The organism is Streptomyces xinghaiensis S187 (assembly GCF_000220705.2).
GTDB lineage: Bacteria > Actinomycetota > Actinomycetes > Streptomycetales > Streptomycetaceae > Streptomyces > Streptomyces xinghaiensis.
This window is the reverse complement of sequence record NZ_CP023202.1, coordinates 2804325-2828342: the sequence shown is the minus strand read 5'-3', so window position 1 is coordinate 2828342 and position 24018 is coordinate 2804325. Positions and strand designations below refer to the sequence as shown.

Genomic DNA, 24018 nt, shown 5'->3' with positions numbered 1-24018 from the left:
CAGCACATGGAGGATCCGATGGGCTTCGCCGACGATCATCTCGTACCGCTCGTCGACTCCGGGCTGGGCAACAGCGCCTATCTCGTCGACCTCGGCGACGGCCGCGCCCTGGCCGTGGACGCGAGCCGCGACCTGCGCGCCCTGCGCGAGGCGGCCGCGCGGCGCGGGCTGGCCGTCGCCTACGCCGCGGACACCCATCTGCACGCCGACTTCCTCTCCGGCGCCGTCCAGCTCGCCCACGACGACGGTGCCTCGATCCTCGCCTCCGCCGCCGGTCACCGCACCTTCGAGCACACCCCGCTCGCCGACGGCGACGAGACCGACCTCGGCGGGCTGACCCTGCGGGCACTGGCCACCCCCGGCCACACCGACGAACACCTGTCCTTCGTCCTCCTGGACGGCTCCCGCGAGCTGGGTGTCTTCACCGGCGGCTCGCTGATCGTCGGCTCGGCCGCCCGCACGGACCTCCTCGGAGCCGGCCGTGCCGAGGAACTGGCCCGCGCCCAGTACCGCTCACTCAGGCGCCTGGCCGGACTCCCGGACCCGACCCCGGTGTGGCCGACACACGGCGCCGGATCGTTCTGCTCCGCCCCGCCCGGCGCCGAGCGCACCACCACCATCGCGGCGCAGAAGCGGGCCAACGCCCTGCTGACCGCCCCGGACGAGGACACTTTCGTACGGCAGCTGCTCGGCAGCCTGGGCTCCTACCCCGCCTACTTCGACCGCCTCTCCGAAGCCAACCGGCGCGGCCCCGCCGTTCTCGGCGCGGCACCCGCCCTTCCCGCCCTCGCCCCGGCCGGCCTCCGCGGCCTGCTGGAACGCGGTGCCCATGTCGTCGACGTACGCCCGGTCGCCGACTTCGCCGCCGGTCACATCCCCGGCGCCGTCTCCATCCCGCTGCGCGACCAGTTCGCCACCTGGCTGGGCTGGCTCCTGCCGGACGACGCCCCGCTCGCCGTCGTCGCGGGCCCCGGACAGGACCTCGCGGAGATCACCTGGCAGGCCCTGAAGATCGGATACGAGCGGCTCGCGGGACACCTGGACGGCGGCATGGCCGCCTGGACCGCGGACGGCGGAGCACAGGAACAGATCGAACTGATCACCGCCGACGGGATCGCCGGCCGGCCGGTCCTCGACATCCGGCAGCGGGCCGAGCACACCGCCGCCCACATCCCCGGCGCGGTCCACATCGAACTCGGCGACCTCACCACCCGTTCCGGCGACGCCCCCGCGGGCGCCGTCGTCACCTGCGGCCACGGCGAACGCGCCATGACCGCCGCCAGCCTCCTCCGGCGCGACGGCCACCGCGGCCTCGCCGTGCTCGACGGCGGACCCGCCGACTGGGCCGAAGCCACCGGACGCCCCCTCAAGGAGAACCCGTGACCACCCCCCGCACCACCCCGGAGCACGACGGCATACGGCTCGGGCTGCGCGCCAACCTCGCCCAGTTCAGCCTGCTCGTCCTCGTCAACGCGCTGGTCGGCGGCATGCTGGGGCAGGAACGCACCGTCCTGCCGCTGCTCGCGGAGGACGTCTTCCACCTCTCCGCGTACACCTCCGCCCTCACCTACATCCTCGCCTTCGGCGCGACCAAGGCCGTCACCAACTTCTTCGCCGGCACCTGGTCCGACCGCTTCGGCCGCAAGCCGGTCCTGATCGCGGGATGGCTGATCGCCCTGCCCGTACCGGCGATGCTCGCCTGGGGCCCCACCTGGGGCTGGATCATCGCCGCCAACGTGCTCCTCGGCATCAACCAGGGCCTGACCTGGTCCACCACCGTCATCATGAAGATCGACCTGGTCGGCCCCGGACGCCGTGGCCTGGCCATGGGGTTCAACGAGGCCGCCGGCTACGTCGCCGTCGCCGTCACCGCGATGGCCACCGGCGCCATCGCCGACCGTGCGGGGCTGCGGCCCGAGCCGTTCCTGCTCGGCGCCGCCTACGTCGTCCTGGCCCTGGGCCTGTCCACCCTCGCGGTCCGCGAGACCCGCGGACACGCCCGCTTCGAAGCCGCCCGCCACATCACCCCGGCGGTCAGCGAGCACCATGCGGAGCTGACCACCGGGCAGGTGGCGCGGCTCACCAGCCTGAGCGACAGGGCGCTGTCCGCCGCCAGCCAGGCCGGCATGGTCAACAACCTCAACGACGCCCTCGCCTGGGGGATCTTCCCGCTGATCTTCGCCGCCCAGGGCCTGTCCATCGCCCAGATCGGCGTCCTCGCCGCCCTCTACCCGGCCGTCTGGGGCGCGGGCCAGATGCTCACCGGCTGGTGGTCCGACCACATCGGCCGCAAGCACCTCATCACCGCGGGGATGCTGCTCCAGGCCGCCGCCATCGGTCTCGTCGCCCTCGGCTCCACCTTCGGCGTCTGGGCCGCCGCCCAGATCCTGCTCGGTGTCGGCACCGCCCTGGTCTACCCGACGCTCCTCGCCGTCATCGGCGACGTCGCCCACCCCGCCTGGCGCGCCCGCGCCGTGGGCGTCTACCGGCTGTGGCGCGACGGCGGGTTCGCGGTCGGCGCGCTGCTCGCCGGCGTCCTCGCCGACCTCTACGGCCTCACCACCGCCCTCTGGGCCATCGCCGCCCTCACCGCCGCCTCCGGGCTGGTGGTCGCGGTACGGATGTACGAGACCAGGCCGCCCCGCGCCGTCCCGGCGGGCGACCCCGGCCGCGTCTGACGGCGGAGCACCGGGCCGCGTCCGGGGACGTGGCCCCGGATACGGCGGCGGGCGGTGCCCGGCCTCCCCCCGAGGCCGGGTACCGCCCGTCGTGTCGTGTTCCGTGCCGCCTGCCGCGTCCTTGTGCGTCCGCCCGCCGCCGTGCCCGGGGCCCGCCCGCGCCGTCCGGTTACGCGGGGCGTGTCGCGGCGTAGAAGGGCATGGTGTCGATCGACTCGATGCGCACGTTCGTCCCCGGCTTCGGGGCGTGGATCATCTGGCCGCCGCCTATGTACAGGCCGACGTGGCTGATGTCGCCGTAGAAGAAGATCAGGTCACCCGGCTGCATGGCGGACTTCGCGACGCGCGTTCCCGTGTTCACCTGGTCGTAGGTGGTGCGCGGCAGCGTGACGCCGGCGGCCTTCCAGGCGGCGCCGGTGAGACCCGAGCAGTCGTAGGAGTTGGGGCCGGTCGCGCCCCAGACGTACGGCTTGCCGATCTGGGCGCGGGCGAACTCGATCGCCTGCTGGGCCTTGGTGCCGGTCGTCGTCTCCGAGGTGCCCGTGCTGGTGCCCGTGCCGGCCGAGGTGTCCGTCCCGGTGGACGTACCGGTGCCGGACGCGGTCTCCGTCCGCTCCTCCTCCTGCTGCCGCGCCTCCTCCGCGAGGCGCTGCCGTTCGGCCTCCTGCTGCCGCGCCAGCTCCTCCGCCTTGCGCTGGGCCTCCGCCTCCTTCCGGCGCTCGATCTCCGCCAGCCGGGCCCGCTCCTCCGCGGTCAGCCGGCCGAGCAGCTCGCGCGCCTCGGCCAGCTTGGCCTGGACGGTCCGCTTGCTCTCCCGCAGCTTCTCCTGCGCGTCGGTGAGCGTGGCGAGACTCTTGCCCGCCTCCTCGCGCTTCTCCGTGGTCGCGACCTGCTGCTCGCGGAACTCCTCGACGGCCTGCTCCTGCTGGTCCGTCATCCGGGCCATCACGCGCGTCTGGTCGAAGTAGTCCTGCGGGTCGGAGGCGAGGAGCATGGTGGCGGTGGGGCTCATGCCGCCGTTGCGGTACTGCGCGGTCGCGAAGCTGCCGAGGCTCCTCCGCGCCTCGTTGAGCTTCTCGGTGCGCTTGGCGACGGCGTCGAGGAGGCCGTCGACCTTGGAACGCTGTTCCTCCGTGCGCTCCTTGGCCTGGTTGTACTGCTGGGTGGCGCTTCCCGCCTGGCGGTAGAGCTCGTCGACCTTCTTCTGCACTTCCTCGATGGACTGCTTCGGTTCGCCGTCGCCGGGCGCGGCCTGCGCGCTCTGGAGGAGGGTGACGGAGGCGAGGGCCGCTGTGCCGAGACCGACGGCGGTGCGACGCGAAGCCGGGGGACCGAGGGGCCGGGATTTGCGGTGCGACGCCAAGATCGGCGCTCCTTCCGTGGACCGCCTACCGGGTTAGCTGTCGGGTTCGGGCGTATTCGGAAGGCTGCCCTACGGTCGGTGCGAGGCGCGGTGCGCGCCGCGCGGTGACCGATTCACCCCGGTGCCGCGTCTGGGTCCCCGGTTCCGGACGCCCTGGGGAAGGGGGCCGGATTCGGCGGTGGCTGCCCGTGCCGGCGCGGTCGCCGGCGGGGAGTGCGGGCCGCCTGATCGAGCACCGTAGCCAGTTGTGCGGCTCGTGTGAAGGCCGGTGTGCGATATGCCCGAAACCATTCCGTTATATTTTCCGAGTGGAGCGGAATTCTGCCGTCCGGGTGGCTGACCGGGCACGGTAAGTAACGCATAAGGGCCGGAAGTGGTACGGGAGTTCGGGCCCCGGGCCCCTCCCCGCGGCCGGGGCCGGGGCCGGGGCCGGGTGAAGCGTCCCGGGGCGTCCCGGGAATGGGCCGGCGGGGCCGGCGCCCAGGGTCCGCGCGCCCGTCCGCGCGCTCGTCCACCAGCCCCCGTACGGCCCCGTGGCGGCGGAAGCGGGCAACCCGGTGCCGCCTGTCGGCGGGGCCGCCTAGACTCGGGGGGCGATGAGCAGCCTCTTTGACGACAGTTTCCTGGCAGACCTCGGCCCCGCGGACGAGGAGCCCCCGCCGCCCGAGCACGACGCCCCCGGCGAGGAGATCCCGGCCGATCTCTTCGGCGGGGCGTTCGACGGCGCGCCCCGGGAGGCGTACTACCGCGACGGCGCCCCGAGGCCCGTCACCGACCCCGCCGCGCTGCTGCACGGACTCAACGACCAGCAGCGCGCCGCCGTGCTGCACACCGGTTCGCCCCTGCTCATCGTCGCCGGTGCCGGCTCCGGCAAGACCCGGGTCCTCACGCACCGCATCGCGTATCTGCTCGCCGCCCGCGGCGCGCACCCCGGCTCGATCCTCGCGATCACCTTCACCAACAAGGCCGCCGGCGAGATGAAGGAGCGTGTGGAGGAGCTGGTCGGCCCGCGGGCGAACGCCATGTGGGTCTCCACCTTCCACAGCGCCTGCGTCCGCATCCTGCGCCGCGAGAGCAAGAAACTGGGCTTCACCTCCAGCTTCTCGATCTACGACGCCGCCGACTCCAAGCGGCTGATGGCCCTGGTCTGCCGCGATCTGGACCTGGACCCGAAGCGCTTCCCGCCGAAGTCCCTCACGGCCAAGGTCTCCAACCTCAAGAACGAGCTGATCGACGAGGAGGACTTCGCCGCCCAGGCCGCCGCCGAGTCGTCCCCGAGCAGCTTCGACAAGACGCTCGCCGAGGCGTACACGATGTACCAGCAGCGGCTGCGCGAGGCCAACGCCCTCGACTTCGACGACATCATCATGACCACCGTCCACCTCCTCCAGGCGTTCCCGGACGTCGCCGAGCACTACCGGCGCCGCTTCCGGCACGTCCTCGTCGACGAGTACCAGGACACCAACCACGCGCAGTACACGCTCATCCGCGAACTCGTCGGCACGGCCGGCGGGGCGGAGCACGGCGGGGCCGGGGGCGGCCGGGGCGAGCCGGCCGTGGAGCCGGCGGAACTGTGCGTCGTCGGGGACGCGGACCAGTCGATCTACGCCTTCCGCGGGGCGACGATCCGCAACATCCTCCAGTTCGAGGAGGACTACCCCGACGCCACCACCATCCTGCTGGAGCAGAACTACCGCTCCACCCAGACGATCCTGAGCGCCGCCAACGCCGTTATCGAGCGCAACGAGAACCGCCGCCCCAAGAACCTCTGGACGGACGCCGGCGCGGGCTCCGCGATCACCGGCTACGTCGCCGACACCGAGCACGACGAGGCCCAGTTCGTCGCCGACGAGATCGACCGGCTGACCGACGCCGGCCAGGCCAAGGCGGGCGATGTCGCGGTCTTCTACCGCACCAACGCCCAGTCCCGGGTGTTCGAGGAGATCTTCATCCGGGTCGGGCTGCCGTACAAGGTCGTCGGCGGCGTGCGCTTCTACGAGCGCAAGGAGGTCCGTGACGTCCTGGCGTATCTGCGGGTGCTGGCCAACCCGGAGGACGCCGTCCCGCTGCGGCGCATCCTCAACGTCCCCAAGCGCGGCATCGGCGAGCGCGCCGAGGCGATGATCGACGCCCTCGCCTCCCGCGAGAAGATCAGCTTCGCGCGGGCGCTGCGCCGCGTCGACGAGGCGTACGGCATGGCCGCGCGCTCGGCCAACGCCGTCAAGCGGTTCAACACGCTGATGGAGGAGCTGCGGACGATCGCCGAGTCCGGCGCCGGGCCGGCCACCGTCCTGGAGGCCGTGCTCGAACGCACCGGCTATCTCGCCGAGCTCCAGGCCTCCACCGACCCGCAGGACGAGACCCGTATCGAGAACCTCCAGGAACTCGCCGCCGTGGCGCTGGAGTTCGAGCAGGAGCGCGGGGCGGAGGCGGCGGCCGGGGAGGCCGGGGAGGACACCGGGGAGGAGACCCCGGCCGGGGGAGCCGGCCCGGGCACGCTCGCCGACTTCCTGGAGAGCGTTGCCCTGGTCGCCGACTCCGACCAGATCCCCGACGAGGCGGAGGACGGCGGCGGCGTCATCACGCTCATGACCCTGCACACCGCCAAGGGCCTGGAATTCCCGGTGGTCTTCCTCACCGGCCTGGAGGACGGCGTCTTCCCGCACATGCGCGCCCTCGGCCAGACCAAGGAACTGGAGGAGGAGCGGCGCCTGGCCTACGTGGGCATCACCCGCGCCCGCGAGCGGCTCTACCTCACCCGCTCCGTCCTGCGCAGCGCCTGGGGCCAGCCCTCGTACAACCCGCCCTCCCGCTTCCTGGAGGAGATCCCCGACACCTACGTGGAGTGGCGGCGCACCGGCCCGGCCGTCCCCTCCGCCTCGGCGGCCGGGGCGGGCGTGGCCGCGTCGCTGTCGTCGGCGCGGGCCAAGGGGCCGAGCGGCTTCGCCACCCGCCGGACGGCCGACCGCCCGGTGATCGCGCTGGCCGCCGGGGACCGCGTCACGCACGACCAGTTCGGGCTGGGCACGGTCCTGTCGGTGGCCGGCAGCGGACACGACGCGAAGGCCACCATCGACTTCGGTGACGCCAAGCCGAAGGTGCTGCTGCTGCGCTACGCCCCGGTCGAGAAGCTGTAGCGCGGCGGCCGGCGGGGGCCGGGCCCTCGGCCGGGAGCCCGTACGCGAGCGGGCCCCGGGGTGTCCCGGGGCCCGCTCGCTGTGTCGTCCGGTCTCGTTCACCGTCGTCCGGCTGCTGCCGCCGCCGGACCGGGTTACTGCGGGTCGAGGCCGTGGCTCTGGAACCAGCCCAGCGGGTCGACCGCCGAGCCGCCGCCCGGGCGCACCTCGAAGTGCAGGTGCGGGCCGGTGGAGTTGCCGGAGTTGCCCGCGTAGGCGATGGTGTCGCCCGCCTTGACCGTGCCGGACCGGATCTTGGTGCTGCTCAGGTGGCAGTACCAGGTCTCGGTGCCGTCGGGGGCCGTCACGATCGCCATGTTGCCGTAGGCCAGGTTGTACTGCGTCCGGACCGTGCCGTCGGTGGCCGCCATCACGGGAGTGCCGTAGGAGACGGGGAAGTCGATGCCGCTGTGCACGGACATCCAGTTGACGCCCGCCTGGCCGTAATAGGCGCTCAGACCCTTCTGCGCCACGGGAAGGGCGAACTTGGGGCGCAGGGCCTCCTTGCGCGCCGCCTCCTCCTCCTTGCGCCGCTTCTCCTCGGCCTGGCGCTCCCGGAGGTCGATGCGCTCCTGGGTGCGGCTGGCGCGGTCGGCGAAGTCGCCGGCGTCGGCGGTGAGGGTGGCGAGCTGGGTGTCCAGCTTGTTGTTGGCCAGGGCCGGCTCGACCGCGTCCTCGTCGGCGGCGGCCTGGGTGGTCGTGGAGTCGTCGGCGGAGGTCCCCCCGACGGAGGCGGCGGCGATCCCGGCCACGCCCATCACGGCGACGGAGGGGACGGCGACGGTGAGCAGCGCGGACCGCTTGGCGGGGGCCCGGCGGCGGCTGCGGTTCCCCGAGCCGCCGCGGCGCGGGGGCGGGCCGGCGGCGCAGGAGGAAGCGGCGGTGGAGGTGGCGGTACTGAGAACGGCGATCTCCTCGGCGTCCGGGTGGCCCGGCTCGAGGTGGCCGTCGTCGGCGGCGCCGTCGTACGGCTCGGCGTCGTACGGATCGGTCGTGTACGGATCGGCCCCGTGGGAGCCGGCGGAGGAGAGGCTGCCGCCGGTGTCCTCGGCGGTGTGGGCGTGGCCCGCTTCGTTGGCGTCGGCGTAACCGTCGTAAGGGTCGTAACCGTCATGAACGTGGTGACCGTCATGGCCGGGGTCGTGCTCGCCGTGGGCGGCCGTCTCGGGCAACTGCTCGAAGACGGCCGTGCGTTCGTGCTCCGCCTCGGGCGCGGGGTGGTGGGCGCCGTCGGCGGGCGCCGGACCGTCGGCCTGCCACGCGGTGGCGTCCCACTGGCCCGAGCCGTCGAAGCCGGCGGCGGTGCCGTAGGCCGCGACGGTCTCGTAGGAGCCGGTGTCGTAGGAGCCGGTGTCGTGGCCGGGGGTCGCGTACTGGCCCGTGTCGTACGGGACGGCGGGGTCGTAGCCCTGCGTTTCGGCGGCGTACGGGTCGGCCGTCGGGTACGAGCCGGTGGCGGCGTTCGCGCCGTGGTCTCCCGTGCTCTCCCAGGCGCCGGTCTCCCACTGGCCGGTGGCCTGGTGGCCCTCGGGTGTCCAGTGCGCGCCCGTGTCGTAGCCGCTCGTGTCGTAACCGCCGGTGTCGTAGCCGGAGTTGTGGTGCGCGCCGGTCTCGCCGGGGCCGTAGGAGTGCTGGCCGTACGGCTGGGCGTGGGCGCCGGTGTCCCAGGCGGCGGAGTGGTGCTGTTCGCCGGCCGGGGCCGCGCCGAAGAGCGGGTCGCCGTCCCCGTAGGAGGAGGCGTCGTGATGACCGGGCGCGCCCGGAGTGTGGTCGCTGTAGCCGGCGTAACCGATCTGGGTGCCCTGCTGGCCGTAGGGGTCGTAATACCCGTACGAGGCATCAGGAGCGTGGGCCGTCTGGATGGGGGTACCAGACGGGTGACGATCGTTCACCACCAACTTCTCTTTCGCCTCGACAGCAGGAGAATTAGCGGCGACTGTACCCGGCGGTACACGACGCCCACAATCTTCCCCGGGTTTCCGGCCGCCCGGCGACGGGCATTTGGATACCTTTCGGCGAACTGTCGGCCGCGGTTTGGCCCTGTGTTCGAATTGCGTTCGATAAATAATCGGTTGCGCACCCGGCCGTCAAGCCACCGAACCGGCCTCTCCGGCGTCCGTGTTGGCCTCGGGCGCGTCCAGTGCCCGCAGGATCTCCGCCGCGACGGCGCCGTGCACGGGCAGTGCGAGATGCCCGATTCCGCTGACCCTGATATTCACAACGGCCAGATCCGGATGCTCGATGCGGGCGGTCGCGGGCGGAAGCACCACCTGGTCCAGATCGCTCCAGAAGCAGACGAAGCGGGTCGCGCATTCCGGCGCGGGCGCGGACAATTCCTCGATGACGGGGGAGTCCGGGCGCATCTGCCGGACGATCGGATGCGCGCTCAGCCAGGGCGCGGCGGTGGTGCCGGAATGCGGGGTGCCCAGCGTGACCAGGGTCCGGACCCGCGCGTGGCCGCCCAGTCGCTGGACGTAATACCGGGCGATGAGCCCACCGAGGCTGTGGCCCACCACGTCGATCCGGGCCCGGCCGGTGCGCTCGCAGATCTCCTCGACCCGCTCCGCCAGCGCCGCTGCCGCCGAGCGGATGTCGCAGGTCAGCGGTGAGTAGTTGAGCGCCTCCACCTGGCGGTGCCCGTGCCGGCGGAGGGCGCGCCGGAGGAGGACGAAGACGGAGCGGTTGTCGATGAAACCGTGCAGCAGCAGCACGGGCGGCCGGTCCCCTCCGCTCGCCGGGGCGGGCAGCCGCAGCCGGGACGGCGTCCGGTGCGCGGGGCCCGCCACCTCGGCCGGCGGAGTACGGGCGCCCGCAGAGCCCGGGGAACCCGGAGCGGCGGACCCCCGGGGCTTCCCGGCGCGGGACGGCTCCGCGGCCGGGGGCGCCCCCGGCGGCCCGAGCGGCCCGGGCGGCCCGGGCGGCCCGGGGACGGTACGCCGTTCCTGGGTGAGGCCGGTCGGATAGAGCAGGGTGTGGCCCGCGAGAACCAGCAGTTCCAGGACGGAGGCCCGGATCAGGGCGCCGGAGGGCGGCCGGGGCAGTGGCGGGAGCACCGACGCGGGCAGAGAGGGCAGCGGCAGGGAGGGCCGTGGCAGGGCCCCCAACGCTCTGCGGGTGAACGCCTTCATCGGCAGACCTCCGGATCGCACACGGCGGTGGCCGCGGTCTCCGGCCCCGTGCGCTCTGAGGGGTGGCCGTGGTGAACGGGGTCACCCGGCGTCGCGGAGCGGGCACACGGCTCCCCGCTCCTGCGATGACGGCTGTGGCTCGCTGCGGCGGCCCCGCTCCGACCGCCCCGGCGGCCGCCCGGCGGACCGGGCCGCCCGCCGGGCTTCCGGCGGGGAAGCGGCCGGCCCACGGCCCGAGCAGCCGGGACGGCACGCGAAGCGCATATGTCCCACGTGTGATTTCCCCCTCCCTGGTGGTCGTGAAACTGCCGGGCGCGCGATGCTGGGGATAACGTTCGTTCACCACCCTGCCGCGGGCGGCGGCGGGGGAACACCACAGGGCCGGTGACGGCATGCGTACAGGAGGCAGATGATGGGTGTGTCGGGTCCGATCCGCGTGGTGGTGGCCAAGCCGGGGCTCGACGGCCACGATCGCGGGGCGAAGGTCATCGCGCGGGCGCTGCGGGACGCCGGTATGGAGGTCATCTACACCGGTCTGCACCAGACACCGGAACAGATCGTCGACACGGCGATCCAGGAGGACGCGGACGCCATCGGGCTCTCCATCCTCTCCGGCGCGCACAACACCCTCTTCGCCAAGGTCCTGGAGCTGCTGAGGGAGCGCGACGCGGCGGACATCAAGGTCTTCGGCGGCGGCATCATCCCCGAGGGCGACATCCCGCCGCTCAAGGAGCTGGGCGTCGCGGAGATCTTCACCCCGGGCACGCCGACCGGCGATGTCGTCACCTGGGTGCGGTCCAACCTCCGCGAGCTCGCGGCCTGACCCCTGGGGCCTGCCCCGTGGGCGGGCCCGGCCGGGCCCCGTACGGTGCCTCCCGCGCCGTGCCGCCCCGCTCCCGCCCGTTCGCGTGCCGTGCCGGCACAGCCACAGCCCGTACGGGCCGGACGGCCGTCCGGACCTGACGAGAACGGTGGGCACGCGGACCGTCACGTCACGTCACGTCACGTCAGGGGAAGCGGTCGTCGTCACCAGGACGGGGGACCGCCACGCCGGTCCTCTCGGTGGGGCCGGGGCTGCGGGCGTCTCCGGAGGCTCCGGCGGGCTCGGCGCGTCCGGCGAGTTCGTCGAGCATCGTCCGGCGCAGCCGGAGCGTGCGGACCAGACGCTGGAACGCCTCGGACCAGTAGCCCCCCGCGCCCGGTGAGGCTCCCTCCGGCTCGTCGGTCGCGGCCGTCAGCAGCTCCAGCCGGTCGGCCTCGGACGGGTCCAGGCACCGTTCGGCCAGGCCCATCACCCCGCTGAAACTCCAGGGGTAACTGCCCGCCTCCCGCGCGATGTCGAGCGCGTCGACCACGGCCCGGCCGAGCGGGGCGGCCCAGGGCACCGCGCAGACCCCCAGCAGCTGGAAGGCGTCCGACAGGCCGTGGGCCGCGATGAATCCGGCCACCCAGCCCGCTCGTTCGTCCGTAGGCAGGGCCGACAGCAGCCGGGTCCGCTCGCCGGGCGAGGCCGTGCCGGGAGCCGCCGCCGACACCGCGGACGGGGAGCCGAGCAGGGCCCGCGACCACTCCGCGTTCCGCTGCCGCACCGCCGCCCGGGACCAGGCCGCGTGCAGCTCGGGCTGCCAGCCGTCGGCCACCGGCAGCGCCGTGATCTCCGCGGCCGAGCGTCCGCCGGCCCGCTCCGTCCAGCAGCTCAGCGGGGCCGCCTCCACCAACTGCCCGAGCCACCAAGCACGTTCGCCGCGGCCCGACGGCGGCTTCGGTGCGACGCCGTCGCGCTGCATCGCCGCGTCGCACGCGTGCGGGGCCACGACGGTGAGGAGCGGGACGGGCGCGGTTGAGTCCAGGAAGACGCAGGCGGCCGCCCGCGCGGCCATCCGGGCGGCGAACGCCGAACCGGGAAGGGCGGACAGCAACTCGGCGGCCGTCGCCCGTACATTGCGGCTGCGGTCCGCCAGCGCCCGTTCCAGAAAGGGTTCGTCGGCGCCGGACAGGCCGGTCCGCAGCGAGTCGAGGAACATCAGCCGGTCCTCGGCCCGTTCGGTCCGCCAGGTGGTGCCGAGCAGGGCGAGCGCCGCGGCCGGCTCCCGGCGGCGCAGGGCCTCCAGCAGCGCGACCCGCTCCGCGAACAGCCCCTCCTCCCAGAGACGGCGGACCGCCGCCGGGGTCTCCGCTCCGCCCTGCGCCTCCGGCGCCGGCGCGGGGACGCCGGCGGCGGCCGGAGCGGACGGCGCGCCCGGCCCGGCCGGCTCCGGCAGGGCCGGGGGGACCGAGCCGCGCAGGGCGAACCTCCAGTCCGGATTGGCCCGGGCCAGCCACAGGGCCCGGGGGCCGGCCAGGGCGAGGGCCGCCGACCGCAGATCGGTCCGGGCCCGCGCCGCGTCCAGCAGTGCGGGGAGCAGGGCGGCGGGCGCCCGGTAGCCGTGCCGGTTGGCGGCGGACAGCCACTGCGGCAGCAGTTCCGTGAGATCCGGTGCGGTGCCCCGGCGGCCCCCGCCGCTCCCCGGTCCCAGACGGTCGGCGAGCAGCAGGGTCAGCCGGCGGCGCGCGGCCGCCGGCAGCGGCGGCCGGGTGTCCGGCGGGGCGGGCGCCGGCCGGGGCCGGGGAGCGGCGGGCCGCAGTCCGGCCCGCCGCCGCAGCGTGGCGACCGCCGCCGCGTCCAGCAGCGCGGCCGCCGGTTCGGTGCCCGGCGCCGCGCCGGGCGGGGTGCGCCGCTCCGTGCCCAGCAGCGCCGTGGCCACCAGGTCGTCCCAGTGGACGGTCGCGTGGTTGTCCGTCGATGTCGTGCGGCAGTCGGCCGGGTGGTGGCCGGCGGCCTGGATGGCGTGGTGGTCGGAGACATTGCCGGTGGTCGTCATGTGATCGTCGGCCGTCATCATGAATCCCCCTGTATGCGGATCATCCGGACCCTCGTGGGCCGTCTTCTCCCGCTGTGCCGCTGTTCCCGTGGTTCTGGCCGTTCGTCCTGTGGCTGTGGCTGTGGCTGTGGCTGTGGCTGTGGCTGTGGTCGCTGTGGTCGCCGTGGCCGGGCCCGTGGAGCCGGGTTCGGGTGTGGGTGTGGTGGTCGGAGGTGCGGGTGTGTTTCGGGTGAGGGCGCCGGTCCCTCCGGCCGGGTACGCGGCGAGCGGTCCGAGGGCGCCGCTTGCCTCGGGCCCCGGTCCGGGCGGACGGGGCGGTTTCGCGGCGCGGGGCCGGTCCCGGCCGCCGGTCGGGCATCGCCGGGCGCGTGGTCGTCCGGCCGTCGGGGCGCGCCTCCTCACCGGTGGTGGGGAAAGACGCTCCGGAGCCCCCGGCGGTTCAGGAAAGGCTCACAGCGGTATCGCCTCGCCGGTCTCCGGCGACCAGACGGTGTACGGCAGGAAGCCGCGGTGGCCGCATTCGCCGAAGACGGTCACCGGGCCGCCGCCGGAGACCGCGAGCAGCCGCCACAGACCCGGCCGCTCCGCGGACCGCGGGTCCACCGGAAGCGCGGCCCCGCCGTCCGCGTCCGCCAACTGCCATCCCGCACACGGCTGTTCGACGCCCGGACCGCCGGCCGTGTCCCGGAGGGCACTGCCGCCCGGAACGGGGACCACCTCGGCCAGAACGGCCGGCCAGGCCTCCAGCCACGGGTCCTCGCAGAGCGCGCGGCCGTAGGCGGCGAGAGCCGTACCGGTGTCCGAACCCGGAGGGCGGCCGCCCTCCCGGGGCGGGGAGAACCGTTCGCCGAGCGCGGCCCGCAGGGGCGGGGAGCCGGGGTAGGGGGCGAGCGCCGCGTCCAGCGAGCCGCCGATGGGCAGGTCGATCTCCGGGGCGCGGCCCAGGGAGCCGAAGCTCAGCAGCAGCGCCGTCCTTCCCGTCCGCGCCCCGCGCAGCCAGGTGCGGCGGGTGGTCAGCGAGCCGTCCGAGCCGTCCCGCCGGCCCAGCACCAGCCAGTCGTCGCGGACGGCCGCCCCTTCGGCGGCCAGCACCTCGGCCGCCTTCACCGGAACCCCGGCCCGCGCCCGCACCGTCGCGGCCGGGGCATCGGGCAGGGCGGAGACACCGAGCAGGGCCCGGTTCAGCAGATGCAGCAGCGCGCACTCCTCCAGCAGCCTTTCCGGCCAGCCCGGACCCGATCCCGCCGCGGCCGCCAACTCCCGCACCCGCGAAGCCAGTCCGGGAGCCTGGGCGTCCACCATCCGGGCCGCGGTCTCCTCCCACGCCCCGTACCCCGCCCGGTCCGCGCCCGCCAGCCCGCCGCGGAGCAGATCCATCAGCCGGCGCTCCAGCTCCGAGGCGCCGGCGGCCATCCGCTCCGCCCGCTGCTCCGCCCGCCGCCGGGCCGCGGCGGCGTCCTTCGGCCCCGCCTCGCCCGCGCCCGGACCCGCGGCCCGGCGCTCCGCCCGCCGCTCCCGCTCCGTCAGCCAGCGCCGTGCCCAGTCCGGCGGCTCCCCGCCCGGCACGGAGCCCGCACCGGCCGGCCCGGCGCCGTCGGACGCCCACAGCAGCAGCAACCCCAGCGCGTGCTTGCACGGCACCTTGCGGCTCGGGCAGCTGCAGTGGCAGCCCGGCGCCGCACCCGGACGGTCGGCGCCGCGCAGCGCCACGACCGTGCGGTACGGAGCGCTTCCGCTGCCCTCGCACAGCCCCCACACCGCCTCCTCTCCCACGCCCGTCCCCGACCACGGACCGGCCGTGCCGAGCCGGCCGCCGGCCTTCCGCGACGCGGCGTCAGGTGCCAGCGCCAGCACCTGCCCGACCGTCCAGCGCACCCCCTGCTGAGTCATGTCTCCGACCGTACGGGCGGGCACTGACAATCCCCTCCGGGCGCGGACGGACCCGCCCCGGCTCCGCTCCCGGGCGGGCCGTGTGGCGGGGCGGCCGCGTCTGCGGTTTGATCTGCCTTCTCCCGTCCCGTGATCCGGAGGCATCCCCGCCGTGAAGCGTTCCGTCCGCACCGTCCTTCCCGCCCTCGCCGCGGTGCTGTCCGCGCTCACCGCCTCCGGCTGCTCCGGCGACGCGCCGGCCGCCGCCGGGGACCGGGCCGCGGACGAGATCACCGATGGTGTCGACCGGGTCTTCGACGAGAAGTACGAGGTCACCTACGAGGTCTCCGGCGACGGCGTGGAGGCGATCGAGTTCAATGCGGGCCGGGGCACGGCCACCGAGCCCGAACTCGACGCCGTGGAGAAGCCGGAGACCCCGTGGCGGAAGACCGTCGAGCTCAAGGGCGTCGCCGCGCCGACCGTTCTCGCGGTGCCCGGCCCCGGCGGCTCCGAAGTGACCTGCACGATCACCCATGAGGGTGAGGTCATCGAGGAGCAGACCAGCGAGGGCGCCACGGCCCCGGCCTCCTGCGTCGCCCTCTCACCCGTCGCCGGGTAGCGGCCCCGTCCGGGCCGGACGGCGCACCGGTCTCCGCGGCGCCCGCCGTTGTCAGTGCCCTCGTGCAGGGTGGACGACGAAGCAACCGGCCCGCGGTCATCGGCGGTGGGCCGTCCGTTTCCGCGGAGGGGGAGCCATGACCACGGACGCCACCACGACCGGCCCGGGCGAAGCGCTGAGGCCGCACGCCGAGGACGCCTTCGCCGGGGAGCTGCGGGCCCTCGCGGCCGCCGACGACCGGCCCCGGCCGGAGCGCTGGCGGCTGTCGCCCCGGTCCGTCGCCACCTACCTGCTCGGCGGCACGCTGCCGGACGGCACCGTCATCACGCCGAAGTACGTCGGCCCGCGCCGGATCGTCGAGGTCGCCGTCACCACACTCGCCACCGACCGGGCGCTGCTGCTGCTCGGCGTGCCGGGCACCGCCAAGACCTGGGTCTCCGAGCATCTCGCGGCCGCCGTCAGCGGCGACTCCACCCTTCTGGTGCAGGGCACCGCCGGGACCCCGGAGGAGGCCATCCGCTACGGCTGGAACTACGCCCGGCTGCTGGCCCACGGGCCGAGCCGGGAGGCGCTGGTGCCCAGCCCCGTGATGCGCGCGATGGCGGAGGGGATGACCGCGCGGGTCGAGGAGCTGACCCGCATCCCCGCCGACGTCCAGGACACGCTCATCACGGTGCTGTCCGAGAAGACCCTGCCCATTCCCGAGCTGGGCCAGGAGGTGCAGGCCGTCCGCGGCTTCAACCTCATCGCCACCGCCAACGACCGCGACCGGGGCGTCAACGAGCTGTCCAGCGCCCTGCGCCGCCGCTTCAACACGGTGGTGCTGCCGCTCCCGGCCACCGCCGAGGCGGAGGTCGAGATCGTCTCCCGCCGCGTCGACCAGATCGGCGGCTCCCTCGACCTGCCGCCCGCCACCGACGGCCTGGCCGAGATACGGCGGGTGGTCACGGTCTTCCGCGAACTCCGCGACGGCGTCACTGCGGACGGCCGCACCAAGCTCAAGTCGCCCTCGGGCACGCTGTCCACGGCCGAGGCGATCTCCGTCGTCACCGGCGGCCTGGCCCTGGCCGCCCACTTCGGCGACGGGGTGCTGCGCCCGTCCGACGTGGCGGCCGGTCTGCTGGGGGCCGTGGTGCGCGATCCGTCCGCCGACCGGGTGGTCTGGCAGGAGTATCTGGAAGCGGTGGTCCGCGAGCGCGAGGGCTGGAAGGACTTCTACCGCGCCTGCCGGGAGGTGGCCGCCTGATGGCCGGACGACAGCCGTTCGGGACGCGCGGACTCCGCCGCCGGGCCGGGGAGGTGGAGCGCGGTGGCACGGCCCGATGAGCCGCTGCTGCTGGGCGTGCGGCACCACGGGCCCGGTTCGGCACGGGCCGTCCGCGCGGTGCTGGACGCCTGCGAGCCGCCCGCGGTGCTGATCGAGGGGCCGCCCGAGGCGGACGCGCTCGCCCCGCTCGTGTGCGAGGAGGGCATGCGGCCGCCCGTCGCCCTGCTCGCCCATGTCGCGGGGGAGCCGGCGCGCTCGGCCTTCTGGCCGCTGGCCGAGTTCTCCCCGGAGTGGGTGGCGCTCCGCTGGGCGGTGGAGCGCGGGGTCCCGGTCCGCTTCATCGATCTCCCGGCGGCCCATGTGCTGGCCTGGGAGGAGCCCGGAAGTGGCGGGGCACCGGAGAACGGCCGCCCCGGGGGCGGCGGGGAGACGGCGGACGAGGTGCGGATCGATCCGATCGCCGTCCTCGCCGGGGCCGCCGGGTACGACGATCCGGAGCGCTGGTGGGAGGACGCCGTCGAGCACCGGGCCTCCCTCACCGGGCCGTCGCTCACCCCGCCCGGGTCATCACTCACCCGGGCGGTGGCGGAGCCGGCAGCCGCCCGGTCCGGCAGGGGGAGCGGGGACCCGGGCCCGGACGGCCGCGCCGCGGAATCCGCCGACGCCTCCCCGGCAGGAGGCGGTCCGGCCCCGGGCGGTCCGGAGGCCGCTCTCGCGCCGTTCACCGCGCTCGCCGAGGCGATGGGCGTGCTGCGAGAGGTGTACGGCGACGGCGGGCACACGCGTGACCTGGTGCGCGAGGCCCATATGCGGCTCCGGCTGCGGGAGGCGCGGCGGGAGTCCGGGGGGCGGGTGGCCGTGGTCTGCGGGGCCTGGCACGTCCCCGCGCTGGCCGCGCGGACCACCGCGGCCGCGGACCGGCGGCTGCTCCGCGGGCTGCCGAAGGCCAGGGCGGAGATCACCTGGGTGCCCTGGACCCATCGGCGGCTCGCCCGGCACAGCGGCTACGGCGCCGGGATCTCCTCCCCGGGCTGGTACGAGCACCTCTTCCGGGCGCCGGACCGTCCCGTCGAGCGGTGGATGACCAAGGTGGCCCGGCTGCTGCGGGGCGAGGACTACCCGGTGTCCTCCGCCCATGTCATCGAGGCGGTGCGGCTCGCGGGCGCCCTCGCCGCCCTGCGCGGACGGCCGCTCGCCGGGCTCACCGAGACGACCGACGCCGTCCGGGCGGTGATGTGCGAGGGATCCGACGTGCCGCTGGAGCTCGTCGCGCGGCGCCTGGTGGTGGGGGACGCGCTGGGAGAGGTGCCGCGGTCCGCTCCGGCCGTGCCCCTGCAGCGCGATCTCGATGCCGTGCGGCGCCGGCTGCGTCTCAAGCCGGAGGCGGCGGAGCGGCGGCTCGACCTCGACCTGCGCCGGGAGACCGACGCCGGGCGGAGCAGGCTGCTGCACCGGCTGCGGATCCTCGGCATCGACTGGGGCGAGCCGGTGCGCGGGCGCGGCGGCCTGGGGACGTTCCGGGAGTCCTGGCGGCTGTGCTGGGAGCCCGAGCTGTCCGTCCGGGTCTCGGAGGCGGGGGTGTGGGGCACCACCGTGCTGTCCGCGGCCACGGCCCGGGCGGAGTCCGGGGCGGTGTCGGCCGTGTCGCTGCCGGAGCTCACGGCCCTGGCCGAACGGTGCCTGCGGGCCGGGCTGTCCGACGCGCTGCCCACCGTGATGCGGGCGCTCGCCGACCGCGCCGCGCTCGACGCGGACGTCGGCCGGCTGGCGGAGGCCCTGCCGGCCCTGGCGCGGTCCGTCCGCTACGGGGACGTGCGCTCCACGGACGCCTCGGCGCTGGCCGAGGTGGCGGCCGGCCTGGCCGACCGGGTATTCGTCGGCCTGCCCCCGGCCTGCGCGGGGCTGGACGGGGACGGCGCCGCGGTGATGCGCGGTCATGTGGACGCGGTCCACGGAGCGGTGAGCCTGCTCGCCGGTGCCCTGGCGGAGGGCGGTGGGCCCGGCCGGGATCCGGGTGCCACCGCGCCCGCCCGGGGCGAGGGGATACGGGACCGGTGGGCCGGGGTGCTGCGGAGCCTGGCCGGGCGGGAGACCGCGGCGCCGGGCATCCGCGGGCGGGCGGTGCGGCTGCTGCTGGACGACGGGCGGCTGGACGAGGGGGAGGCGGCCCGGCTGATGGGCCTGGCCCTCTCACCCGGCACCCCGCCCGCGGCGGGCGCCGCCTGGATCGAGGGGTTCGTCGGTGGGGAGTCGGGGGGCGGGCTGCTGCTCGTGCACGACGCGCGGCTGCTCGCCCTCGTCGACGGCTGGCTCACCGGTGTGCCGGACGCCGCCTTCACGGACGTCCTGCCGCTGCTGCGGCGCACGTTCGCGGCTTACGAGCCCGCGGTCCGGCGCACCCTGGGCGAACTGGTCCGCCGCGGCCCGGCGGCCGGGCGCGGCCCGGGAGGGGACCGGGCGGAGGCCCCGGGTGCGCCCGGTTTCGGGCCCGGTCTGGACGAGGAGCGGGCCTCGGCGGTCCTCCCGGTCCTGCGGATGCTGCTCGGCAGCGCTCACAACGACCTGACGGAGGTGGCCCCTTGAGCACGGTCCACGACGGTGCGGACCACGGCGGCGCGGATCACGGCGGCACGGTCCACGACAGCACGGTCCACGACGGCGCCGCGGCGGCCGGGGCCGTCCCGGCGGACGGCGAGGAGCGGCTGCGGCGGTGGCGGATGGTCCTCGGCGGTGAGGGCGCCGACGGGACGGGGTACGAACCGTCCGGCCGGGACGCCGCGATGGACCGCACCCTGGCCGCCCTCTACGGCGGCGCGGGCGCGGGCCCGGGCGCCGGGGGTGAGGGCGGCGGCCGGGAGGGAGGGCTCGGCGGTTCCGCGCCGCGCGTGGCGCGCTGGCTCGGGGACATCCGCACCTACTTCCCCACCTCCGTCGTGCAGGTCATGCAGCGGGACGCGATCGACAGGCTCGGGCTCTCGGCGCTGCTGCTGGAGCCGGAGATGCTGGAGGCCGTGGAGGCGGACGTCCATCTGGTCGGCACGCTGCTGTCGCTCCACCAGGCCATGCCGGAGACGACGCGGACCACCGCGCGGGCCGTGGTCCGCACGGTGGTCGACCGGCTCGAGCGGCGGCTGGCCGCGCGGACCCGGGCCACGGTCACCGGCGCGCTCGACCGGTCCGCCCGCACCAGCCGTCCGCGCCACCGCGACATCGACTGGGACCGCACCGTCCGGGCCAACCTCCGGAACTACCTGCCGGAGTACCGCACCGTCGTACCGGAACGGCTGGTCGGCCACGGGCGCGCGGCGCACGGCGTGAAGAAGGACATCGTGCTGTGTGTGGACCAGTCCGGGTCGATGGCGTCCTCCGTGGTGCACGCCTCCGTCTTCGGCGCGGTGCTGGCCTCGATGCGCTCGGTCTCCACCCGGCTCGTCGTCTTCGACACCTCGGTCGTGGACCTCACCGAGCAGCTGGACGATCCGGTGGACGTGCTGTTCGGCACCCAGCTCGGCGGCGGCACGGACATCAACCGGGCGCTCGCGTACTGCCAGTCCCGCATCACCCGGCCCGCCGAGACCGTCGTCGTGCTCATCAGCGATCTCTACGAGGGCGGGATACGCGACGAGATGCTGGGACGGGTGGCCGCGATGAAGAAGTCCGGGGTGCAGTTCGTGGCCCTGCTGGCGCTCTCCGACGAGGGGGCCCCGGCTTATGACCGTGAGCACGCCGCCGCGCTGGCGGCGCTGGGGGCACCGGCGTTCGCCTGCACCCCGGACCTCTTCCCGGAGGTGATGGCCGCGGCCATCGAGAAGCGCCCGCTGCCCGTCCCGGAGGAGCCGGCCGCGCGGTGACCACCGGCCGCGCGATGACCGCCGGGTGCGCCGGACACGGGGTCCGGTGACCGCCCGGGCGGGGCCCTGTCAGGTGGGCTCCGCCCGGACGGCGCTTCATGGTTTCACCAACTGGCCTGCCCGGAACGGCTGTTGGCCGGATCGCTGCGTACGCTGGCGGGATGCCGCTCCCGGCGGGCCGCATCCGGGCGCGCGTGCCGTCAGACGTTGGGGACCTTCAGCTGCTTCCAGCTCGTGGCCCCCGGGATGCCGTCCGCGTCGGAGCCCGTGTAGCCGAGCTTCCGCTGCCAGGCGGCGTAGGACTGCCGGTCCGCCTCGGACCACCGCGGGCCCGGGCCGACCCGGTAGCGTCCGCAGCCCTGGGCGACGAGCCGCTTCCCCATCGCCGTGATGATCTTGCTGTTGCGGCCCGCCCGGAAGAAGTCGGCGCCGGGAAAGGGCTCGTACCGCGGCGGCGGCTTCGGCGAGGTCTTCGGCGGTCCGTCCGGCTTCTTCCCCAGCCGCCCGGCGATCCGGTTCCGCAGGGTGTTCATCGAGAAGCCCCGGGGGTCGACCTTCCCCGGCTGCCACTCCAGATGCCCGATCACGGACCGGTGGGTCCAGCCGTGCGCGCGGCAGATCGCGGCCGAGACCTTCTCGATCGCCAGCTTCTGCGCCTCCGGCCACGGGTCCTTGCCGTCACCGAGGTTGACGCACTCGAAGCCGTAGAAGCGGCGGTTGCCGTCGGTGTCGGCCTCGTTGTCCCGGGGCAGCGCTGTCTCGTTCATGACAGCCCGCAGGACGTCGCCGTCGCCGAGGCCGGCGTGGTTCGCCCGGCCGTTGCCGACCAGGTGAACCACGCCCTTCTTGTCGATGACGCCGTGGCAGAGCGGGCCCGGCAGCGAGGAGTGACCCTCGTAGCAGAGCCGCACCGTGGCGTCGGTCCCGGAGGTCACGGTGTGGTGGATCATCACCCCGTTGACCGGGCCCCAGGGGCCCTTGTGATTGCGGTTGTGCGAGCGCCAACTGCGGTACTCCCGGACCTCCAGTCCTTCGTCGCGCAGCGCCTTCAGCAGGCGGGAGGCGCTCAAGGGCGTTGCCATCGCCGGTACTCCTCTCGTTCGTCCGCCGGCTTCCGGAGGCCCGGGTCCGGCGCGGGTGTGCTTCACCGCCCGCCGCGCGGTTCAGCCCCTCGCGGAACCGTGCGCGGTCCTCCGTCGGCGCGGCACGCCTCACCGGGCGGTACGCCTCCGCATGCGGTTCGGCTCATGGGCGGTTCGATGGGATGGATCACGTCCGGTACGCCGAACGGCTGGACCGGAACACGGGGTCGCGAGGCCGGACCCGGACCGGACCGGCACCGGCGCCGGTGCGCGCGGCCGTCCCGGTCCCCGGCCCGGGCTCTCCTGGCGCGGGCCCCGCCGGAAGGACGGGGCCCGCCGCCGCTCAGCTCTTCGCCGCCTCGCCGCCCTCCTCGCCGCTTCCCTCGTCCGGCGCGGATGCCGATGACGCGCGCCGCCTGCGCGCGGTGGCCCTGGTGCCCGAGCCGGAGCCCCCGGAGGAGCCGGACGCACCGGAGGAAGCGGACTGCTCGCCACCACCGGCCCCGGCCCGTGCGGCCTCCGTCTCCGCGTCCTGGGCGTCCTCCGCCTCCTCGGCGGCCTTCGCCTCCGCCTCCGCCCGTGCCTCGGCCGCCAGTTCGGCCTCGCTCGCCGGCGGCACCGGGACGCCCAGCGGCCCGAAGACCATCCGCAGATCCGCGATCGTCCCCTCGCCCGTCACCCAGGCCAGCGGCGCGTAGTGCGCCGTGATGCCGGCGGGCGGCCGCAGCAGCGGCCTGCGCGCCGCGTTGACCGGCCACTCCACCGAGCCCGTGGCCGTGCGGGCCGGGACGATCCAGTGGTCGCCGGGCCGGTACCGGCCGCCGCCGGCCTCGAAGTACACCTCGACGCCGTCCTCCAGCGGCAGCCAGCGGCCCTCCTCGACGCGGGCCGCGCCGCCGCGGAAGCGTCCCGCCGCGCCCTTCCGGCCCCGCGCGGAGCTCTCCTTCTGGTCCCAGCGGCGCAGGAACGGGTGGAGCTCCGGCCGCCGCCCCACGCGGGGGTCCGGTTCACCGGACAGCCGCACCCGGCGCCCCGGCAGGTCCAGTTCCTCCACCCGCAGCAGCGGCAGCGGTTCGCCGCGGCTGGTGTAGGCGGTGTCGGCGAACTCGACCCAGTCGCCCACGTTCAGGTCCAGCTTGTCGTCGCTGCCCAGGGAGGCCAGTTCCACCCAGGTGCCGTCGAGTCCGTCGACGGGGAAGACCACGGAGCCGTTCTCCCGGGACCACTTGTACGTCGCCTCGCCCGCCGCGCCGCCCTCGTGGACCTCCACCCGGTAGAGCTGGTTCTCCGGTCCCCGGTAGCGGGCGTCCGGCGCGGTGAGGCAGGGGTCCTCGTCCGCCCGGGCCGGCCGCTCGCTGCGGGCCGCCAGCCGGGGGCGGCCGGACCGCTCGTTCTCGGCCCAGACGCGGAAGGCCTCCCGGACGGCCGGCTTGTCCGGGTCCTCGCCCAGGCCCAGCGCCGAGCCCTCCAGCGGCAGCACCTGCCAGACGACCTTGGTGCGGGCCGCGGTGTCCGGCAGGGCCGCGCCGAGGGCGACCTCGCGCAGCTCCGGGTCCTCGGCCGCGGTCACCGAGCGTTCCCACACCTTCAGGTACATGAGGTACGGGTAGCGGCCGGGCAGCCGGTCCTCCGGGCGCTCCGGGTCCCGGAAGGCGTCCGGCTGGTCCCAGTACGTCCAGGTGGCGGGCGGTTCCGGCTCCGCCGTCCCGCCGCCGTCCGCGCCGTCCCCGTCCGGGTCGTCCCCGACGGCGTCGCCCGGCCCGGGGCGGTCGGCGTCGCAGAGGATGCCGTCGACGTAGTAGCGGCCGCCGCCGATCGTCAGGTCGTCCAGATCGCGGCTGCCGGTCAGCCGGTCCACGGCGAAACCGGCGGCTCCGTCCGGGCCGCCGTCCGGGCCGATCAGGTCGTGGGCGGTGGTGCGGGCCAACCGCAGCTGGATGGCCGCCTGTTCGTTGGCGTCGGCGTCGAGCTGGACCCGTCCCTGCTGGGCGATCACGGCCGAGTAGTGGCGGTCCGGGCGGAAGGTGGAGCGGGAGATGTCTGCGTACATGAAGGGGTCCCCCTCGAAAAGGTTCGGCGGCCGGGCGGGCGCGGTTCCCCGCGGCCCGCACCGGCGCTGGTGGC

The 24018-nt window shown here is 75.2% G+C and carries 16 protein-coding genes and 1 riboswitch; of the genes, 9 read left to right on the top strand and 7 right to left on the bottom strand.

All coding sequences use genetic code 11. The annotated features are described in order from the left end of the window. Positions 1-6 precede the first annotated feature (6 nt). Together SXIN_RS11955 and SXIN_RS11950 are read left to right on the top strand one after the other, a co-directional pair. The gene (locus tag SXIN_RS11955; protein WP_238153741.1) at positions 7-1383 is read left to right on the top strand and encodes an MBL fold metallo-hydrolase; all 1377 of its coding nucleotides are present in this window, start codon (positions 7-9) and stop codon (positions 1381-1383) included. Further along, on the top strand, positions 1380-2678 hold the full coding sequence (locus tag SXIN_RS11950; RefSeq protein ID WP_019710465.1) for an MFS transporter: 1299 nt from the start codon (positions 1380-1382) through the stop codon (positions 2676-2678). Before SXIN_RS11955 ends, SXIN_RS11950 begins: the two co-directional genes overlap by 4 nt. 169 nt (positions 2679-2847) lie before the next feature. Here the strand turns inward: SXIN_RS11950 and SXIN_RS11945 are convergent, their stop codons facing one another. Continuing rightward, on the bottom strand, positions 2848-4041 hold the full coding sequence (locus SXIN_RS11945) for a C40 family peptidase (protein WP_019710464.1): 1194 nt from the start codon (positions 4039-4041) through the stop codon (positions 2848-2850). Between the two features lie 7 nt (positions 4042-4048). Continuing rightward, a riboswitch (cyclic di-AMP (ydaO/yuaA leader) is annotated at positions 4049-4229 on the bottom strand. Positions 4230-4637: 408 nt separating this feature from the next. On the opposite strand from SXIN_RS11945, the gene pcrA reads away from it, so the two are divergent. Further along, a complete protein-coding gene (pcrA, locus tag SXIN_RS11940; RefSeq protein WP_019710463.1) occupies positions 4638-7178 on the top strand; it encodes a DNA helicase PcrA in 2541 nt (846 codons plus the stop codon). 134 nt (positions 7179-7312) lie between these two features. Here the strand turns inward: pcrA and SXIN_RS11935 are convergent, their stop codons facing one another. Together SXIN_RS11935 and SXIN_RS11930 are read right to left on the bottom strand one after the other, a co-directional pair. Further along, positions 7313-9109 carry a M23 family metallopeptidase gene (locus tag SXIN_RS11935; protein ID WP_095756971.1) on the bottom strand — a complete coding sequence of 599 codons (1797 nt, stop codon included), beginning with the start codon at positions 9107-9109 and terminating at the stop codon, positions 7313-7315. A 195-nt stretch (positions 9110-9304) separates the two neighbouring features. Continuing rightward, positions 9305-10345, bottom strand: a complete 1041-nt coding sequence (locus tag SXIN_RS11930) for an alpha/beta fold hydrolase (protein WP_095756970.1) — start codon at positions 10343-10345, stop codon at positions 9305-9307. Between the two features lie 412 nt (positions 10346-10757). Here SXIN_RS11930 and SXIN_RS11925 point away from each other — a divergent pair, with 412 nt between their 5' ends. Then, entirely contained in the window at positions 10758-11168 is a 411-nt protein-coding gene (locus tag SXIN_RS11925; protein ID WP_019710459.1) for a coenzyme B12-dependent isobutyryl CoA mutase small subunit, read from the top strand. A 184-nt stretch (positions 11169-11352) separates the two neighbouring features. Here SXIN_RS11925 and SXIN_RS11920 read toward each other — a convergent pair whose 3' ends face one another. After that, the gene (locus tag SXIN_RS11920; RefSeq protein ID WP_238153740.1) at positions 11353-13227 is read right to left on the bottom strand and encodes a DUF5691 domain-containing protein; all 1875 of its coding nucleotides are present in this window, start codon (positions 13225-13227) and stop codon (positions 11353-11355) included. Positions 13228-13280: 53 nt separating this feature from the next. Here SXIN_RS11920 and SXIN_RS31260 point away from each other — a divergent pair, with 53 nt between their 5' ends. Then, the gene (locus tag SXIN_RS31260) at positions 13281-13439 is read left to right on the top strand and encodes a hypothetical protein (protein WP_019706842.1); all 159 of its coding nucleotides are present in this window, start codon (positions 13281-13283) and stop codon (positions 13437-13439) included. Positions 13440-13656: 217 nt separating this feature from the next. On the opposite strand, the gene SXIN_RS11915 is transcribed toward SXIN_RS31260, so the two are convergent. Beyond that, a complete protein-coding gene (locus tag SXIN_RS11915) occupies positions 13657-15096 on the bottom strand; it encodes an SWIM zinc finger family protein (RefSeq protein ID WP_095756969.1) in 1440 nt (479 codons plus the stop codon). Positions 15097-15247: 151 nt separating this feature from the next. Between SXIN_RS11915 and SXIN_RS11910 the strand changes: the two genes are divergently transcribed. The 4 genes from SXIN_RS11910 (at position 15248) to SXIN_RS11895 (ending at position 20812) form a co-directional block, all read left to right on the top strand. Next, the gene (locus tag SXIN_RS11910; RefSeq protein ID WP_019710458.1) at positions 15248-15694 is read left to right on the top strand and encodes an MmpS family transport accessory protein; all 447 of its coding nucleotides are present in this window, start codon (positions 15248-15250) and stop codon (positions 15692-15694) included. A 136-nt stretch (positions 15695-15830) separates the two neighbouring features. Further along, a complete protein-coding gene (locus SXIN_RS11905; RefSeq protein ID WP_019710457.1) occupies positions 15831-16940 on the top strand; it encodes an ATP-binding protein in 1110 nt (369 codons plus the stop codon). A gap of 63 nt (positions 16941-17003) precedes the next feature. Further along, positions 17004-19544, top strand: coding sequence for a DUF5682 family protein (locus SXIN_RS11900; RefSeq protein WP_095756968.1), 2541 nt, complete (start codon positions 17004-17006; stop codon positions 19542-19544). A gap of 134 nt (positions 19545-19678) precedes the next feature. Continuing rightward, positions 19679-20812, top strand: a complete 1134-nt coding sequence (locus tag SXIN_RS11895; protein ID WP_095758013.1) for a VWA domain-containing protein — start codon at positions 19679-19681, stop codon at positions 20810-20812. Positions 20813-21012: 200 nt separating this feature from the next. Here the strand turns inward: SXIN_RS11895 and SXIN_RS11890 are convergent, their stop codons facing one another. Next, positions 21013-21894, bottom strand: coding sequence for a peptidoglycan-binding protein (locus SXIN_RS11890; protein WP_039822753.1), 882 nt, complete (start codon positions 21892-21894; stop codon positions 21013-21015). Positions 21895-22237: 343 nt separating this feature from the next. Next, a complete protein-coding gene (locus tag SXIN_RS11885; RefSeq protein WP_238153739.1) occupies positions 22238-23944 on the bottom strand; it encodes a DUF6519 domain-containing protein in 1707 nt (568 codons plus the stop codon). Positions 23945-24018: the final 74 nt, after the last annotated feature.

Excerpts from the sequence above, each read along its gene's own strand:
- SXIN_RS11920 (WP_238153740.1), bottom strand. The coding sequence starts at position 13,227 with ATGATGACGGCCGACGATCACATGACGACCACCGGCAATGTCTCCGAC.
- SXIN_RS11930 (WP_095756970.1), bottom strand. The coding sequence starts at position 10,345 with ATGAAGGCGTTCACCCGCAGAGCGTTGGGGGCCCTGCCACGGCCCTCC.
- SXIN_RS11895 (WP_095758013.1), top strand. The coding sequence starts at position 19,679 with ATGGTCCTCGGCGGTGAGGGCGCCGACGGGACGGGGTACGAACCGTCC.
- SXIN_RS11915 (WP_095756969.1), bottom strand. The coding sequence starts at position 15,096 with ATGACTCAGCAGGGGGTGCGCTGGACGGTCGGGCAGGTGCTGGCGCTG.
- SXIN_RS11905 (WP_019710457.1), top strand. The coding sequence starts at position 15,831 with ATGACCACGGACGCCACCACGACCGGCCCGGGCGAAGCGCTGAGGCCG.
- SXIN_RS11890 (WP_039822753.1), bottom strand. The coding sequence starts at position 21,894 with ATGGCAACGCCCTTGAGCGCCTCCCGCCTGCTGAAGGCGCTGCGCGAC.
- SXIN_RS11925 (WP_019710459.1), top strand. The coding sequence starts at position 10,758 with ATGGGTGTGTCGGGTCCGATCCGCGTGGTGGTGGCCAAGCCGGGGCTC.
- SXIN_RS11885 (WP_238153739.1), bottom strand. The coding sequence starts at position 23,944 with ATGTACGCAGACATCTCCCGCTCCACCTTCCGCCCGGACCGCCACTAC.
- SXIN_RS11955 (WP_238153741.1), top strand. The coding sequence starts at position 7 with ATGGAGGATCCGATGGGCTTCGCCGACGATCATCTCGTACCGCTCGTC.
- pcrA (WP_019710463.1), top strand. The coding sequence starts at position 4,638 with ATGAGCAGCCTCTTTGACGACAGTTTCCTGGCAGACCTCGGCCCCGCG.